Origin of the sequence: Nocardioides hankookensis, assembly GCF_042658885.1 — a bacterium.
In the GTDB taxonomy this organism is placed as follows: domain Bacteria; phylum Actinomycetota; class Actinomycetes; order Propionibacteriales; family Nocardioidaceae; genus Nocardioides; species Nocardioides hankookensis.
Map to the genome: position 1 here is coordinate 493,053 of NZ_JBHSRJ010000005.1, position 16,840 is coordinate 509,892.

Genomic DNA, 16,840 nt, shown 5'->3' on the forward strand with positions numbered 1-16,840 from the left:
TCCTCCTGATGGGTGAGCGTTCGGACGGTTCGACAGGTCGGCTGGGTCAGGTGCTGGTGAGCATCCGGAGCAGAGAGGGGGCGACGAGCAGGGCCATGAAGATGACGCCGAGCAGGGAGCCGGGGATCGTCATACGCTCACCGACCGCGTTGGCCTGAGCGATCTCGTCGTTGAGCATCGCGGTGCGCATGGAGGCCGACCGGGCGCGCAGCGTGGCGTACACACTGGCTCCTTCCTCGCCGGAGAGACGCATGATGTCGGCGAAGTCATCGAGCTCGGCCAGCCCGAGCTCTGCTGCCAAGGTGTGCAGCGCGTCCCAGGGCGGGAGCCCCGACCAGCGCGAGCGGGCGAGCTCCTCGGCCAGGCGGGAGAAGACCCACGAGTCGCCGACCCCGGCGGCCGTCTCCATGGCCTGCCGGGCGCCGACGCCGTTGTGCCGTTCGAGTGCGACCAGGTCGATGTAGGCGCCGAGCGCTCGGGAGAACTCGACCCGTGCCTTGCGTGCCTCGTCGAGGGCGTTGTAGTTCGGGATGAAGAACATGACGACCGCGAGCACGATCGAGGCGAGTGCCGGGATCTGAACCGGAATGCCGAGGCCGAGGATGTTGAACAGGGTCGTGAGGAATACCGGGATGAGCAGTCCGAGGCCAGCAAAGGTGAGCTTCTCGCCGTAGAACTGCGCGAGCGAGATCCGCAGGAGCGCGAGCTCGCGGACCGGGGTCCGAACCCAGAACCCGGGTGGGAGGACCCGCAGCCCCCACAGACCGAGCCGTTCCTTACCGCTGCGGGCGACCGCGACCTGCGTCGTCGACCGGCTACGGGAGGTCGACACACGCTCCAGGGCATCGGCGAGGTCCGGCTCCGCAGGCAGCAGCCGCGCCACAACCAGGCACAGGCCCAGCCCGATCAGTCCGCCGGCAAGGATCGCGAGCTGAAGACCGGAGATCACGACGCCACCCCTGCATCGGTGCGTGACGATTTCGGCTGTGCGGTGTCGGTTCGTCGCTGGAGGAACCGGGGCAGTGGCTTGCCGGTCGCCATGCGTCGCATCCAGATCAGGGTCGCGACGTACGCCGAGAGCAGGACCACCAAGATCACCTGCCCGACCGGGCTGGCGTACGGCTCGACGTACTGCCCCGAGAGCGCGAGGACGACCAGCACGCTCGCGCTGATCAGCGTCACCCAACGCGCGGTCGAGCGCGGCTTGGCCCGGTCGGCCTCCACCTGGCGACGGGCCCTGACATCGGCCGCTACGGACTCGGCAAGCCCTTCCAGGACGCTCGCGAGCCCGGCGCCACGGCGCCGAGCACCGAGAATGAGGTTCGCCGCGATCAGGTCCCCGGTCGCGTCATCGAGCTCATCGGCGAACGCCCGCAACGCGGTCTCGGTATCCCACCGGGCCCGGAGCCGAGCCACGAGCCGGGTGACCTCAGCGTTGATCGGTGCCGGAGCGGAGCGCAGGGTGGCCACGAGCGCCTGCTCGAGCCCAATCCCGACCGTCAGGACGCCGGCCAGGGAGCGCGTCCACTCCTCCATCGCCTCGAGCCGCGTGATCTGTGACGCGGCCGGTGGCTCGGCGAGCAGTGCCGGCAGCCCGATCACCGCGACCGGCGCGATGACCACGACGAGGACCCAACCGGTGACCAGCCAGCCCAGCAACCCGAGTCCGATCCCGACAAGGAGAAGCAGCCGCGTCCGTGGGGCGAGGCCGCGCCCCCGAGTGCGGAGGCCGGGCCTGGTCTGGGGCGGTGTGGCAGTAGGGCGAAGGCCCACGACGATGCCGAGCACGCCGAGTGCGATCAGGCCGCCGGCGAGACCTGCCGAGAGCGGGCTCATCCCCGCACTCCGGGTGAGTCAACTGGGTACGGCTGGTTTGCGAGGTAGCCGCCCAGGTCGAACCCGTACTGCGCCAGCGCGCGGTACTCGTCGGGGAGAACCTCCGGATTCGCGACTCCGGAACTGTCGGCGCGGAACACGTGTGTGGTCGCGTACCCGACCTCCTTCTCGCCAGGGGTCAACGCGATGACCTCGGCGACGCGACGGGTTCGCTGCATGCCGCCCGGAACCGCACGTGTGTCCATGCTCAGCTGGACGATCACGTCGACCGTGGCGGCGAGCTTGGACGTCGCTAGCCCTTGGGTGACGTGCGGGCCGGCCTCCATCGCGCAGGTGACGAGCTTGCGGATGGCGGCGACCGCGTCGGAGGCGTGGGTGGTGGAGATGGAGCCGGTCCCCGACTCCATCGCCTTGATCATCGCCCAGATCTCCTTGCCCCGGACCTCGCCGACGATCTGGCGCGACAGGTTGAACCGGAACGAGTCGACGAGCGCCTCGTCGAGAGTGAACTCGCCGGCCTGCCGGCCATCGACGCCGCGCTCACCCGATCCGGGTCGGGCCTCCCAGGCGTGGACGATCTTGTGTCGGCCGAGCTCGTGGAGGTGCAGCTCGTACTCGGTCTCGAAGGTCCCGATCGCCTCCATCGAGTCCATCTCCGCGCACAGGGCCCGGACCAGCGTCGTCTTGCCGGCGCCCTGAGCCCCCGCGACCACGACCGAGCGGCGCGCCCGCACGGCTGCGCGCAGGAACGAGGCGAGGGTCGTGCTCATCATGCCGCGCTCCACGAGGTCGTCGAGTGTGACCTGCATCAGCCGGTGCCGGCGGATGACCACGGACGGCCGCGGTGTCACCCAGGCCGCTGCTGCGAGGCGCGAGCCACCGTCCAGTCTGAGGTGAAGTCGTGGCTGGGCCTCGGAGAAGGAGCGGGCGTTGACTTCGCTGCGCGAGGCGAGGAAGACCAGGAAGTCGATCAGCTCAGAGTCGGAGTCGGCGACCGGCGGACCGTCGACGAGCGTGCCGTCGATCAGCTCGAGCAGCACGTTGTCGTGGCCGACGATCACGATGTTCTCGATGTCGTCGTTGTCGACAAGAGGCTGGAGCCGCCCAAGCCGGAAGAGCGAGTCGAAGACGGCCTGTGCCATCGCCCGCTGACGTGCCGGACTCCAGGCCCCCCGACCTGCGTCGACCTCCTCAGCCATCACCGACTCGACGAGGTCGAGGACGATCGACCGGCCGAGCTCCTGCTGAGCGTCCTTGTCCAGCCGGGCCCGATCAGCGGCCACGGCCTGGCTCAGCTGCTCCGAGGCCCGGGCGCGCAGTTCGGCTACGGTTGACCAGTCGATATCGGGGTCGACAACTGTCTCCGACGCTCGAGCAGCCACGGCGGGTCGACTGAGGCCAGCCTCAGCGGGAGGCACGTCGGTGCTCTGCTGGGCGAACAGCGGAAGGCGTGAGAGGTCGCCGTAGTCGTGTCGGTAGCGGGACGCCTCACTCATCGCGTGGCCTCCTGGACGAGAGCGAACCGGCCGCGTGCCACATGCGCCTGGACCGACTGCGCGAGGGCCTGCAACCCGCGGACGTACGACCCGGAGTCGAAGTGGCGAGGCGGGCTGGCGCCGCGGTGATAGACCGCAGCGGCCTCAGGGTCGTCCGGCAGGTCGGCCACCACAGGCATCCTGAGCACCTTGGCGACCTCGGTGTCGCGATACGGCCTGCCCTCGCCGATGAGCACGAGTCCTGGGTGGCGCCAGCCCGCCGCCGGCTGTAGGGCTGTCTCGGCCCACGAGCGTGCCGCGGAGATCGAGGGCAGGGTCGTGCGGGTGAGGAGCAGCGTTGCGTCTGCCGACTCGAGCAGCGGATCAGGCGTCCCCACCAGGCCGAGCCGTCCGGCGTCGACGATGACGTCCTGCCCGCTGGCCTCAAGGTCGACCAGGGCTGCGGCGAGTGGCTCCCACACATCGCGAAGCGCCATCGCCTGGCCGTGTGACCGGGGTCCGGCGACCAGCGAGACCTGCGGGCTGAGCGGCCGTGCGACCTCGCGCAGCGCATCCGCTGGCGCCAGGGGGGAGAGGGCGAGCTCGATCAGTCCACCGTCGTAGGCCGCGGTGCCCTTCAGGAAGCCTGCGAGAATCCCGGACCCGCCGGTCGGGTCGGCCTCGACCAAGAGGACCGGCCGAGGCCAGCAGAATGCTAGGCCGACGGCCGTCGAGGTCACCCCCGGCGATCCGGAAGCAGAGGTCAAACAGACGAGGGCCATCACTGTGCCCCCACGTCGTCGGCGGAGTCTTGGGCAGAGTCGAGCACCAGCGCGACGTTGCCGGTGGCAGCGCGTGTAGCAAGGATCCCGGCGTCGGCGTACGGCACCAGAACGTTCACGACCGTGTTGCCCGTGGTCTCGTCCGCGAAGGTGTTGACGACCTCCCCGACCGTGAACTGCGGTGCGCCGGCCGGGGCATCCCCGCTCTCGCCGGGTGTAACGACGATCCGCACCCGGTCGCCGGCGTACAGAGGCATGCCTGGCACCTGCGCGGGAGTCAGGGAGATCCCGACGACCGACTGGCCCTTCGGCGGCAGCGGCTCGTCGGTGGTCGATTCGCTGGTGAGCAATCCGCCGGCGGCGATGTCGAGTGCCGCCCGCGTGCCGACAACGTCGTCGTACGCCGAGGCGGACATTGGTGAAAGCGCTGGGTCGCTGCTGATCCGGACACGTTCGATGTCCCCGGCCCCGATCACTTCGCCACGGTGGATCGTGTCCCGCGCGGCGAGCACCTCCTGGGTATTGGTCGTCGCACCCCAGGCCCACGCACCGATCAGGCAGCCCAAGGCGGTCACGATCACCGCGGCCACGATCATCGCCGGTCGCCGACGCAGCTTTGGCGGTGGGACCACCACGGCCGTCGGTGGCGGCGTCGGGGTGGGGCCGGTCCTCCGGTCCTCTCGAGCAGATGTGGACATTCGTCGTACCTCCCGCGCACCTCGTTAGCTCACGAGCACTTGCGCCTCGCCGATCCGGATCTGTGTCGAGCGCGTGAGTCCACCGAGCCGGATGGTGCCTGTCTGACCTGCACCGGCCCAGGTGATGACCCAGCTCGAGGTGGCGGTGACGGTAAAGGCGTCATCGGACTCGTCTGCGCTCGACTTCTTGTACGTATGGCCGCAGTCAGGCGAGTTCTTCTGCCCGTACGACGGCTTGTACGGCGTCCCGGCTGTGTCGCAGACAACCTCGGTCCCATCGCCCATGTCCCAGGTGATGTTGAGGACATTCGCGGTCGCCGTGATCGTAATCCCGCCAGCCGACGCGCTCGTGGTGATCGGCCCGAACGTGTGCTCGCTGGGAGCCTTCGCCCACATCCACACCGGCATCCCGACCAAGCCGATGCTGTCCGGGCCCGGCTCCGGAACGATGCCGATGTCGATAGCCGACAGGTGCATCTGGTCGACCGCGAGTTGAGCGACCTCCCGCGGTGACGGTCCGGCGCCCGAACCCGCGGGTGGGTCTTGTGCCCAGACCTGGATCGCCAGGCCGCTCTGAGGCTGGTAACACAGATAGACGGCGCCATCGCCTGGGTCGTGACCCTGCCACGCCGGATCACCGGCTGGAAGTGGCGGATCCAATACCTTCAGGTAGCAGTTGTAAGCGTTCGACCAGTACCCGTACTGCGAGTCGCACGGCACCGGCCCAGCCGGCGGACCAGGCAGTCCTTGCTTCGACGGATCCCAATAGCAGGCGGCGCCAGAACCGGTGTCTATCGGACCATCGTCGCCACCCCCGCCGGGTGTCCCAGGATGGCCCGGCACCTCGACCCAAACGATGCATGCTCCTGTAGCAGGGTCGGTTTGCTGACAGACGGTGTCCGCGTAGACGGGCCACGGTCCGAATGCGCTCAAGCCGAGAACCGGCAGTAGCAGCGCGGATGCGCGAGTTAGGAAACGCATGTCGTGTGCTTAAGGTCCTGGCCGGTCGCGATGCGCCAGCCAGCCGAAGGATCGTCGGACCAGTGATAGTTCGCGACGGTGTAACGGGTCGCTCCCGCGCTGGCTCGGTTTGGGCTCACCACGGACTTGCCGCCCTTGTCGACGATGTCGACGTCGCTCACATCCCAGCAAACGTCCACGGTCGCGGTTGGCACCTTGCCTGCGGACGGGTCGGAGTTGTCAAGGTTGACCGACTGCACCGTGACGTCGACGACTTTGGTGTCGCCGACCTGCCGGAGCTTCTGGGATCGCTCGGTCGTGAGCAAACGCTTCTGGGCGGCGAGTTGGGTGCTGGTTGCGACGGATGAGAGCTGGGCGAGGGCCTTGGTCGGATCATGGCGGAGGCCATCGAGCACGGCGAAGTAGCGGCGTACGACGTCCTCGGCCGCTGTCGAGGCGACCTCTGATGCCGAGGTCGGTGACGGGGATGACGACGTCGTGGTGGGCGAGGACGCGGCGGTCGTCGCTGGGGGCGACGGGTCGGCGCTCGAACCCGAACTGGCGCAGCCGGTCAGCGCGGCCAGCACCACCGTGCCGGTCGCCCATGCCTTCACCCCGAGTGATCTGGTCATGTGCGGTTCCTGCTTCCTCTCGCCGTCAGGCTCGAGGAGCGCAGACGACGCCCCACCGGCGGTGCGTGCATCGTCTGCTCGTCATCGTAAGCCCGAAATGCGGTCCCTGACCTGCGCGTCTTCCGCCGGCCTCTCACTCCCTCAGGTGCTCGCCGGTTGCCAGCCCAATCGACCGGCCGCTGAGCGCCCTCCCAGCGCCGCGACCTCCTGTCCAGCGCCCTGCGTGGATTCAACCCCTCCTCGGCTTCACACGGTGTGCAGATCGAGGGGTGCTGTGGAGAAGGGCGCGCACCTGAGGGCTGTGGAAGCGATGCGGCGGTGACAATCTCGATACGGCGCATGTCAGCCGGCAGTGGGTACCAATACCTGCTCCGCTCCGTTGCCGCGGGCGACGGGGGCCGGGCGCTGTCGACGCCGTTGACGCGCTACTACGCCGAGGTAGGGACGCCGCCTGGAAGGTGGATGGGATCCGGGGTTGAGGCGTTCGGCGCGGGACAGATTAAGCCTGCGATGCACGTCGCCGAGGAGCAGCTCGCGTTGCTCGTCGGCATGGGCCGAGACCCCATCACGGGCGAGCAACTCGGCCGGGCGTATCCGTCCTACAAGCGACTCTCGGACCGGATCGACGAGCGTGTCGGAGCCCTCGATCAAGAAATGACGCGGGAGAGCTGCGCGGACGACATTGCAAGGATCGAGGCTAAGGAGACCGCCGCTGGGATGCGGCGCGCGGTGGCAGGGTTCGACCTCACCTTCAGCGTGCCGAAGTCGGTCTCCGTGCTTTGGGGTGTCGCCGACGCCGTCACCCAGGAACGGATCGTCTCCGCTCATCACGCGGCGGTCGCAGACGTCATCGCGCTGTTCGAACGAGAGGTCGCCGCCACTCGGGCGGGGATCTCCGACGCTGACGGCGCTGTCGCCCAGGTCGACGTGGCAGGCGTCGCGGCCGTGGCCTACGACCACTTCGACTCCCGGGCCGGGGACCCGCAGCTCCACACGCACGTCGTCGTCGCCAATAAGGTTCTTACCGTCATGGACGGCCGCTGGCGCAGCCTCGACGGACGCCCGGTCTTCGCCTCGCGCACCGGCTTGTCTGCGCACTACGACGCACTCCTGGCGGACCGGCTGTCGCGCGAGCTCGGCATCGAATGGGAGCTGCGGCAGCGTGGACCCGACCGGAACGCTCGATGGGAGATCGCGGGCGTGACCGACGAGCTGATCACTGAGTTCTCCAGCCGCACCCGCGAGATCCAGCTCAAGAAGGACGAGCTCATCGCGGAGTACGTCACTCGCCACGGGAGGATGCCTTCTGGGAGGACGATCGTCGAGCTCCGCGCCCAGGCGACACTGGCCACGCGTCCGCCGAAGGAGGTGCGGTCGCTCGCCGACCTCACCGCGGATTGGCGGCGGCGGGTCGCCAAGCGGTTGGGCGCCGAGCCGACGGGCTGGTCGCTGTCGGTGATCGGCCGAGACGGCGACCTCCTGACTGCGGAGGACGTGCCGATGCCAGCGATCGAGGCGATCGGTGCCGAGGTTGTCGCGGCGGTCTCTGTGAAGCGGGCTGTGTGGACGCACTGGAACCTGCTGGCCGAGGCGGCGAAGCAGACGATGGATCTGAGGTTCGCGACGACGGAGGACCGGGAGGCCGTCGTCGGGCTCATCGTGGACGCGGCCCAGGCGGGCTCCGTCGTCCTGACGCCGCCGGAGCTTGCCCTCAGCCCGGCTCGGTTCCAGCGCGAGGACGGCACGAGCCGGTTCCGCCCGCGGCACGGTGAGAAGTATTCCTCGATCGCAGTGCTCGAGGCCGAGGGGCGGTTGCTGGCACGAGCGGAGAAGGGCACCGCACCGACGGTGTCAGCCAGGGTCGCGGGTCGAGCAGGCGGCCGTGGCACGGTCTCGCTGACCGTTCAGCAGCGGCGTGCGGTGGAGAGCGTCTGTCGCTCCGGCCGCCAGATCGACCTATTGGTCGGGCCCGCAGGGGCTGGCAAGACCACCACGATGAGAGCGCTCCGAGCGGCTTGGATCAGCGAGCATGGGCGGGGGAGTGTCATCGGTCTGGCGCCGTCTGCCGCCGCAGCCCTGGCGCTGGCGAACGACCTCGGTGTCGCATGCGAGAACACCTCGAAGTGGCTCCATGAGTACGACCGCGGCCGCACCGAACTGCGGCGCGGTCAGCTGGTGATCGTCGACGAAGCGACCCTCGCCGACACCGTGACACTGGATCGGCTCACGGGGATCGCTGCCGGCGCTGGTGCGAAGATGCTGCTCGTCGGCGATTCCAACCAGCTTCAGTCCGTCGACGCTGGCGGAGCCTTCGCACTCCTCGTCGACCGGCGCACGGATGCCCCGGCGCTGAATGAGATCCACCGTTTCGCCAACGAGTGGGAGAAGGAGGCCTCGCTCGCGCTAAGCCGGGGAGACGTCCAGGTCATCTCGGCGTACGCCCGCCACAAGCGGATCCGCGAGGGCCTCACCGACGAGATGGTCGACGCCGCGTACGTCGCCTGGCGCGCCGACTGCGCTGCCGGACGCGACAGCATCCTCGTCACCGAGTCCGCGCGCGATGTCCGGGCGCTCAACGAACGAGCGCGGGCAGAGCGACTGCTCCAGGAGGGCGCAGCCGACCACCGCGAGGTCGATCTGGTCGACGGCTGCCGAGCCTCGGTGGGTGACGTGGTGATCACGCGCCAGAACGACCGCCGGATCCGGACGCTGCGCGGCGGGTGGGTGAAGAACGGCGACCGCTGGCTGGTCACCGACATCCGGCGGGACGGCTCTGTTCTGGTCAAGCGACTGGACACCCGCGGCGGGCGAACGGTCCTGCCGCTGGAGTACGTCGCCGAGCACGTCGACCTCGGCTACGCCGTCACGGCGTATCGCGCTCAAGGCGTCACCGTCGACACGGCGCACGTCGTCGTCACTGCATCCACGACCCGGGAGAACCTCTACGTCTCCATAACCCGCGGCCGCGAGGCCAACATCGCGTACGTCGCCCTCGACCAGCCCGACGACAGCCACTCCACGCCCGAGGCGAATGACGTCACAGCCAGAACTGTTCTGTACGGCGTCCTCCAGCACAGCGGCGCCGACCTTTCCGCCACGCAGACGATCGAGGCGGAGTACGAGATCCTCGGCGGCATCGACCGCCTCGCGGCCGAACTCGGGACGATCGCCGCCGAAGCTCAGCACGACCGCTTCGCCGACCTGCTCAGCCGTTCCGGGCTGACCGCCGAGCAGCACGCCGCCGTTGTCGAGTCGACGGCTTTCGGCCCGCTCACTGCGGCGCTGCGACGCGCCGAGGCGTACCACCACGACCTCAAACGCCTTCTGCATCGGGTAGTCGGGCGGCATGCTCTCGACGACGCCGATGACATCGGAGCGGTCCTCCAATATCGAGTCGACAAGCTCGCAGCGACTCCGCCGCGCGGTTGCCGTCTCCGTCCGCGGCTTATCGCCGGCCTGATCCCCGAGCCGCTCGGCCCGATGTCAGCCGAGGACCGACGAGCGATCGATCAACGGAAGGAACTCATCGAGTCGCGTGCTCGGGCGCTCCTAGATGTCGGCATCGGAGGCGGCGCCGCATGGACGCACCGGCTCGGCGAACCTCCCCAGGACCCCACCCAGCGTGAGCAATGGGTCCGCGCCGCGACGTCGGTTGCCGCCTACCGGGATCGATACAAAATCACCAGCGACTTGCCTCTGGCCGGAAGCGCGGCCAACGACGCCCAGCGTGCAGACCATCGGCGTGCGCAGATCGCACTAACGGAGACAGTCGCGCTGTCGAGCGCTAGCCGCAGTGAGTTCCGCGCCGTTGAAGCCGAGCGCGACGCCGTCTTTGGTCTATAGCCCAGGCTTCGCCTCTGTTGCTCACAGGACGCCTGCTCAGGCGGCGCCGGAACAGACCTCGGTGTACGACGGGATGTGACCCCGTCAGAGAGGCGATCCCGTGATCATGTCGCCTGCGCTCCCCGTCATCGCATCGGTGACCCTTCGTGCACTTCTCGCACAGATCGTTCGCGTTGAGCAGGTGCGGCAGGTATTGCATGAAGCAAGACCCGCCGCAGAGCACTTGTGACGAACGGCGTGCGAACAAAGACGAAAACGGCGCCTGACATTGGAACGTTGGCTACATCTCTATCCGTGGCGCCCCATGCAGACGATCGCACGTGAATTACATGGAGAGGTCCGAGACGTGAGCGGATCCGGCGCCGGTCGCTAGTTCGTGTAGATGTGAACGTTGAGGTGGTTGGCGATGGAGTCGTATCGCTCGAAGAACATACGGCGTCCGCCGTCCCCGCCCCCGATGAGCATGCCTCGGATGCCTGCCTCAGCGTTGCTGAACCGCAAGTACACGGGTGCACCGCTGTCTCCGCCGCGTGCCGCGATCGCGTCGGTCTCCTTTCGTCCGGCGCCGAGGTAGGTCGTGCAGCCGGCAGGGTCACAGAGGGTGGCGCTTAGGCTGCCGACGACGATGCCGCATTCGGCATAAGACGTGACACCCGACTGGCAGAGGGAGTCGCCGATGACTGGGTCCGTTGCGCCGCGGACGGAGCGGAGGCTCTGTGCGTCGTTGCCGCCGCCGACGCGGATGAACTCCCGGTATGTGGAGCCTTGCAGTCGTGCTTGGTCGTAGTCCGGGTAGTTGGCGAGACCGGCCTTGTCTCCGTAGTAGTAGGCGCCGGATGTGAACTCGGTACCGTTCGCACCTCCGCAGTGCCCGGCCGTCACCGAGGTCCTCGTTGTCGTGCCGTTGCGTACGACCGTGAACCCTGAGCTGCAGTAGGTGCCGTTCGGCCAGGTGATCCAGGATCCACCGTAGTGGGGAGCGGCGTCCGGAGTGCTGCGGACTAGCCGCTGGGTCGTCTCGCCAAGTTGTACGTCGATCAGCCCGGGAGCCAGCGACTCCACCTCAGTCTCGGTGCGGGTGGCATCGCCCGACCGCTTCGCGACTGTCTGCCCGCTGGCCTCGATTACGACCTGGCTGGTCGCAGCATCGATGTCGATGGAGTACGCGCCAAGCGAGCGCTGGAGTGATTGCGAGTGGTCGTTGACAGCGGCCCAGGCATTGCTGAGATCGGCTGCGGTGACAGGGGAGGCCTTCGTGCTGATCAGGGCTTGAGCTGTCTCGTCCAGGCCGGCAGTGAGCTCCTTCTCGACCGCTTCCTGGTCGTAGTCGGAGCCGACGATCACCGTGTACCCGTCGGTGGGGTTCCCGAGGACCCCGATGATTCCGTTGCTGAGCGAGGCCAGCGTCTTGCCTGAGCTCTTTGCCTCATCCGCAGGCAAGAGGAACTTGTTGATGCGGTGTCCAGCGACTTGCCCCGGGATTTGGTCGAACCCGTCGAACGAAGGCTCCTTCGCGACATCGGTCGAGTCCGGTGCTGGAGCGCCTTGCGCGAGGGTTGTTTGTCCGCCCGCAGCGATTGCGCCAGTGACGCAGAGGGCGGCGGCGGCGACGGCGAGACGCTTCATGGTTCCTCCCGAGAACGACGTGAGCCATTGACGGTAGGGCGTCGTCCGTCTTCGTGAGGGAGGGGTCTAGTCCACCTTTAGGTGTTCGGCTCGCGGGCTGTGGGCCCGTACGTCACCACGATCGTCGTTCCGGTCGGAACGACTGTCCCGGTAGGGATCGACGGGGTGACTGATCCCCATCGCTTCGCAGTGGCACCGTCGGCGAAGTGGATCTCTGCTGTGAGTCCGGATGCCTCGAGCCTCCGGGTTACTTCGTTGACGTCCGGTGGGGCGGTGGAGCCCGCAACTCCGCCTGTGAACCCGAAGGTGACGTCCGGCATCGTTGTCTGGTCCGAGTCAAGCGCTCGCGCAGAGTCGGCGATCGCGGCGGCGAGCGCAGTGTCGCGCGTGCGGATCTCGAAGGTCACGCCCTGTGCGGCGTCCTCGACACTGACCACAGTGAAGCCTGCCCCGTCCTGGCGCGGTTTCGTCACCTGGATGTCTGTGTTTCCAGGGGTGGTGTCGTCGTCGGTGCTGTGACCGTCGCGGCGGATCGAGACGGTGTCGGCGGTGGGTTCACTAGTCCCGCAAGATCGCCGTCCATCGGTCTCAAAGAGCACCGTCGGCGCGCTCACTGCGGCACATTGCTGCGTGCCGCGGGCCCAGGACCTCGGAACGTCGACGACGACTGACGCCAAGCCGACTGGAACCGGGTCGTCGATCTCCACATTGGCGCCGGGCTGAGCCGAAGGCTGTGCCGGATCATCGCCGTCTTGGACCGCCTGGATCGTCAACGTCGTCCCGACGCTGACGATCGCCACCGCGGCGGCGACGCCAAGCACGCGCCACGCAGTACCACTGCGCTGTCGCAGCGGCTGCTCACTGCCCGGCACGGTGGTATCGGCGCTAAAGCTCATGTGCGTACGAGCCTCCCAAGGCGCCGCCCTCAGTGGCGGAGCGGGCGCACGATCCGCCTGCTCGTGGAGCGCGTCTCTCACGCGCTGCTCAAGATCACTGTTGTCAGCCATCCTGGTCCTCCAAGGAAAGTCGAAGCTTCTTCATCGAGCGCGATAGCAAGCTCCGGGCAGTGCCGGGGCGGCAGCCGAGGGCATCCGCGATCTGCTGGTCCGTGAAGTCTGACCAAAAGCGAAGGACGACCGCCGCCCGCTGACGCTGCGACAGATCCTCCAGAGCTGCTACTACCGTGACGGCGTCTTCCGCCGATGCGCCCGTGGGCAGTGGAAGCGAGTCCAGCCCGGCGGGAGCGTCGACTACAGGAACAGTTCTGCGCCTGTGCTGCGACCGGAGGACGTTGAGCATGATCCGAGCCACATAGGCGTCGCGATCTGTCGCTGCCGCCACTCTGTCTCGCGCAGCCCACGCACGCAACCCCGCGTCCTGCGCGAGGTCTCGAGCAGCGTCAGCATCCCGGGTCAGGAGGTAGGCACAGCGCGTCATCCACTCCAGGCGCCGTGACAGGTAATCACCCACGTCCTCATCCAGGCCCGGGCTGGTCAACGCCCCACCCACATTCGACTGCATAACACCATGGACGCGGCGTGCGCCTCCACCGTTGCAGTGCGGTCGCATTCTCGTGGCTTGAACATGGTTCGCAGTCAGCTGGATGAGGCAGATTCCGTGCGGGACGCGTCGCGGAGCCACGTTGGCGGGTCTCCGCCGACGCGACTCGGACCCGAGGCGGCCAGGTCGTTACGCGATCGCGGAACGAGCGGTCTCGCGCAATCCCAGCGTGACACGCTCCATCGCCAGGTGCGGTTCGGGGTAGGCGCCGACCTTGACGCCGAGCCTGTCGGCCGCCGCACGGATCCGCTGGGCCGCTGCGGCGGCCTGTCCCGCACGGCTCGAGAGGTGGTGCAGACGCCATCCGCGTGCGCCGATGCTGTTCAGTTCCTCGAGGTCAACCAGCCGGGCGCGAACGGCGTGCTGGCGTCGGCCGGCGCCGGTCATGCTCGCCAGTCCGCTGGGGCAACAGAGGGGGTCCATGCAGGTCAGGTCGCCGGCCACCCCCCGCACGTTCGCAAGGGTGGTCACCGCTGACTTGCTCAGGGAGTGGCCCAGAGTTTCGACGTAGACGCCGGTGTACCGCGGGGCGGGTCCGCTGTTCTGGGGCATGCGGTTGCGCTGCTGGGAGTTGACGTCGTAGCGCTCGTTGGAGGCCATGCCGGCCTCGTAGCCGGTGGCGCCCATCGTGATGGCCAGCAGGCCGGTCTGGCCGGCGTGCCAGGCGATGAAAGGTCCGATCGTTGCGGCGCGACGCCAGATGCGGGCGGACTTGTAGATGCTCGTCTCCGTCAGCTTGCTCGACATCGACAGTCCCAGTGCGACAGGCGCATCGGCCATACGATTCGCGGTCCGCAGGAGCCGACCGAGGCCCCCCGCCCACCGGGTGTGGTCGAGGGAAACCTTGCGCAGGTCGACGGACACGACCGGCAGGAGCTGGAATCCGAGCCCGAGGTCATCGACGTGCAGGCGGGTCTCGCGCATCAGCGCCACCGCGATCTCCGCCTCCGGGCCCTCGGGGTCGGGAACGTGGATGTACGGCGGGATGATCCCGGTCGCGCCGTGGTCGAGCTCGAACTCGACCACATGCTCGATCAAGTGTGCCCGGTAGGCCGGGTCACGCAGCTGCGACAAGGGCACAGCGCTCGCCGTTGCGAAGGGGAGGGCAGCCCAGCTGTCGTCGACGCCTTGTGTGGAGGTCAGCAGCTGCGTCATGGGATCAATCAGGAGCTGGGTGGCGGAGTCGGTCGCTGCTCGGGCGAACACGTCGGTGCGGGCAGCGGCGACGGCGTCAACAACCAGACGACGGATCAGCCGGCTGTGACGTGGCTGGAGCGCGCGGGGGTTCGTCAGCAGGTCCTCGATCACGCGCTGGTCGTTGTGTCCCGCGCGAAGCACCATCTCGGCCATCGTCCACATCCTTCAGAAGTGGTTCGGGTCTTGTAGTCACACCATCATGACATTGAAACGAAGTTTAGCACGAAGTGCAGACCGAATAATGTGACGTACTTTTTCCGTGGTTGGGTACGCATTCCCTTACGTAGACGTATACGCTCGACATTGACCGCCAGAGAGGAACCGCTATGTCCGCTCATGCACGAGCATCCGGCACGACTGCGACCGATCCCCAGGTCGCCAGGGTGATCGCAAAAGTGAGGGAACAAGCCGGCCTGACCACCCAGGAGATCGCCGAGATCGTGGGGGTTGGCCAGCGCCAGGTTCAGAACTGGGCAGCCGGGCAAGGCACGCCCGCCAACAGCCAACGGCTGCGACAGCTGCTGGACCTGCAGTACGTACTTGACCTTGTTGCTGAGGTCTACGACGACGAAGGAGGAGTGATGTGGCTTCACGCGCGTAACAGACAGCTCGAGGGTCGACGACCGCTCGACTTGATCACAGATGGTGAGACAGACAGGGTCATCGACCTGCTCGACCGTCTCGCCGACGGGAACTTCTGACATGAGTCGCGACCGCGCGCTGGCGCGAGTGGTAGCCGACGCCGGGACCGTCTCGGTCAGCGGCCGGTACTACCGCTTCACAGCGCGCCGTCGCGTCCCCTACGCCTTCGACGGCAGCGACCGCGGCGGGCGCTGGGGTCCCCCCGCCACCTTCCGCGTTCTCTACCTGGCCGACGACTATGAGGCCTGCGTCATCGAGGCGTACCGGCACAGCACGGACAACGCAATGGACCCAGCTCAACCGCCCGTAAGGCTGGGGCTCGTAGGCTGCATCGTCGAAGTCACCAACATCCTCGACCTGACCAAAGCAGCCACCCGAGTCGACCTTGGGCTCGATCCCGCCATCCTGTTCAGCGAGCCCCAGGATCCAGCAACGGGGGCTGCGTACCTTGCGTGCGGGGCCGTCGCACAGGCTGCGCACCAGATCGGCCGCCACGGACTTCTCGTTCCCTCAGCCACCCAGCGCGGGACTACGCTCGCGCTCTTCACCGACCTGCTGCCCGACCACGAGCGCCCCCAACGCGCCGGCGGGGTCTCCACTTGGGAAGCACTGCCGCCAGACCCCCGACAGCTACGAATCGTGCATAGCGAAGAGTCCTAGGGGCACGTGCCTTACGAATGAGCCAGCCTGAACGCTGACTCTCGGCGAGGACCGCCTGGTCACGCCGGGCCGATTGTGACATCGGGGGACAGACCAGAACCCGAGGCGCCCGTGGACGGTGTGGTCGACCAGCCTGCGATCTGGTCGGCGTACCAGTCCCGTGGTCGGCCGTCGACGCGCTCGGCGAGGACGTCGGCGGCCGCGGCCGCGAACCGGCGTTGCGCCCCGCGCCCGGCACGTGGGCTGCGAGCTGTCCCAGGCGCCCGACGACTGCGCCGACGACCTCGTGTGACTCGAATGGTCGCACGCCCCCAGCGTGCGCGGCCTTCTCGAGGGCCGCGTCGAGCACGCGGGCGGCCACCACGGCGCCGGCAGAGTGCAGCGCGGCTGAACACGCCGGCGGCGAGCAGCTGGGCCGACGAGCAGTTGTGTGGGCGGCGAGAAGGCCCGGTCCGATGGCTCCCCAGCCCGGTCGCAACGGGCGGGGCGGACCAGGCCTTCCCCTGGAGACGGATCAACACCGAACCAGACACACACCGCCGTCTCCAGCTCCACCACCATCACCCAGCTCTCGGAAACCAGGGTGATGAAGGTGAGGGCGGGTAGGCCCCAAAGCTTGGGGGAGGGCCCACCCGACCGGCAGAGCGGGGGACACCAAACCCTGCCGACGACCCCAGCATCGCCACCGGTCACGGTGAACCGCAGGGAACGCACCGGGAACGCGCCTCACCGGGGTGGCGGCAGTCCCCGTCGACCAGCATCTCCCGTTCGGGAGGGAAGGCCCGATCCGACGGTGTTCCCGACACCTGTGGGTTGTCGGGCAGACCAGGCCTTCCCCTCGGAGACGGCTGTGAACAACATGCGGCCGCCTCCTTCAACACCCCCCAGTCCTCCAGGTACCAGGCGGTGAAGACACGAGGTGGGTGGGC

Annotated in this window: 14 protein-coding genes; 3 read left to right on the forward strand and 11 right to left on the reverse strand. The window is 68.0% G+C overall.

Annotated elements, in window-relative coordinates:
• Positions 1 to 46: 46 nt before the first annotated feature.
• The 7 genes from ACFPYL_RS16940 to ACFPYL_RS16970 form a co-directional block, all read right to left on the reverse strand.
• The gene (locus tag ACFPYL_RS16940) at positions 47 to 949 is read right to left on the reverse strand and encodes a type II secretion system F family protein (protein WP_379156751.1); all 903 of its coding nucleotides are present in this window, start codon (positions 947 to 949) and stop codon (positions 47 to 49) included.
• Entirely contained in the window at positions 946 to 1,623 is a 678-nt protein-coding gene (locus ACFPYL_RS16945; RefSeq protein ID WP_379156754.1) for a type II secretion system F family protein, read from the reverse strand. Before ACFPYL_RS16945 ends, ACFPYL_RS16940 begins: the two co-directional genes overlap by 4 nt.
• A gap of 209 nt (positions 1,624 to 1,832) precedes the next feature.
• Positions 1,833 to 3,119, reverse strand: coding sequence for a CpaF family protein (locus ACFPYL_RS16950; RefSeq protein ID WP_379156757.1), 1,287 nt, complete (start codon positions 3,117 to 3,119; stop codon positions 1,833 to 1,835).
• A gap of 209 nt (positions 3,120 to 3,328) precedes the next feature.
• On the reverse strand, positions 3,329 to 4,051 hold the full coding sequence (locus tag ACFPYL_RS16955) for a hypothetical protein (protein ID WP_379156760.1): 723 nt from the start codon (positions 4,049 to 4,051) through the stop codon (positions 3,329 to 3,331).
• 41 nt (positions 4,052 to 4,092) lie between these two features.
• Positions 4,093 to 4,689, reverse strand: coding sequence for an SAF domain-containing protein (locus ACFPYL_RS16960; RefSeq protein ID WP_379156763.1), 597 nt, complete (start codon positions 4,687 to 4,689; stop codon positions 4,093 to 4,095).
• A 126-nt stretch (positions 4,690 to 4,815) separates the two neighbouring features.
• Entirely contained in the window at positions 4,816 to 5,511 is a 696-nt protein-coding gene (locus tag ACFPYL_RS16965) for a hypothetical protein (RefSeq protein WP_379156765.1), read from the reverse strand.
• Between the two features lie 248 nt (positions 5,512 to 5,759).
• Complete coding sequence (locus ACFPYL_RS16970) at positions 5,760 to 6,383, reverse strand: hypothetical protein (protein WP_379156768.1); 624 nt, start codon at positions 6,381 to 6,383, stop codon at positions 5,760 to 5,762.
• A 339-nt stretch (positions 6,384 to 6,722) separates the two neighbouring features.
• On the opposite strand from ACFPYL_RS16970, the gene mobF reads away from it, so the two are divergent.
• Positions 6,723 to 10,226, forward strand: coding sequence for a MobF family relaxase (gene mobF / locus ACFPYL_RS16975; RefSeq protein WP_379156771.1), 3,504 nt, complete (start codon positions 6,723 to 6,725; stop codon positions 10,224 to 10,226).
• Positions 10,227 to 10,595: 369 nt separating this feature from the next.
• Here the strand turns inward: mobF and ACFPYL_RS16980 are convergent, their stop codons facing one another.
• The 4 genes from ACFPYL_RS16980 to ACFPYL_RS16995 all read right to left on the reverse strand — a co-directional run bounded on the left by ACFPYL_RS16980 (position 10,596) and on the right by ACFPYL_RS16995 (position 14,762).
• Complete coding sequence (locus ACFPYL_RS16980) at positions 10,596 to 11,852, reverse strand: hypothetical protein (protein WP_379156774.1); 1,257 nt, start codon at positions 11,850 to 11,852, stop codon at positions 10,596 to 10,598.
• 77 nt (positions 11,853 to 11,929) lie between these two features.
• Complete coding sequence (locus ACFPYL_RS16985; RefSeq protein ID WP_379156777.1) at positions 11,930 to 12,859, reverse strand: hypothetical protein; 930 nt, start codon at positions 12,857 to 12,859, stop codon at positions 11,930 to 11,932.
• Positions 12,852 to 13,421, reverse strand: a complete 570-nt coding sequence (locus ACFPYL_RS16990) for a sigma-70 family RNA polymerase sigma factor (protein WP_379156876.1) — start codon at positions 13,419 to 13,421, stop codon at positions 12,852 to 12,854. Before ACFPYL_RS16990 ends, ACFPYL_RS16985 begins: the two co-directional genes overlap by 8 nt.
• A 120-nt stretch (positions 13,422 to 13,541) precedes the next feature.
• Positions 13,542 to 14,762 (reverse strand): hypothetical protein, encoded by a 1,221-nt coding sequence (locus ACFPYL_RS16995; protein WP_379156780.1) that lies wholly within the window; start codon positions 14,760 to 14,762, stop codon positions 13,542 to 13,544.
• 173 nt (positions 14,763 to 14,935) lie between these two features.
• Between ACFPYL_RS16995 and ACFPYL_RS17000 the strand changes: the two genes are divergently transcribed.
• Complete coding sequence (locus tag ACFPYL_RS17000) at positions 14,936 to 15,310, forward strand: antitoxin Xre/MbcA/ParS toxin-binding domain-containing protein (protein ID WP_379156783.1); 375 nt, start codon at positions 14,936 to 14,938, stop codon at positions 15,308 to 15,310.
• Position 15,311: 1 nt separating this feature from the next.
• The gene (locus ACFPYL_RS17005; RefSeq protein ID WP_379156785.1) at positions 15,312 to 15,911 is read left to right on the forward strand and encodes an RES family NAD+ phosphorylase; all 600 of its coding nucleotides are present in this window, start codon (positions 15,312 to 15,314) and stop codon (positions 15,909 to 15,911) included.
• Positions 15,912 to 16,840 lie beyond the last annotated feature (929 nt).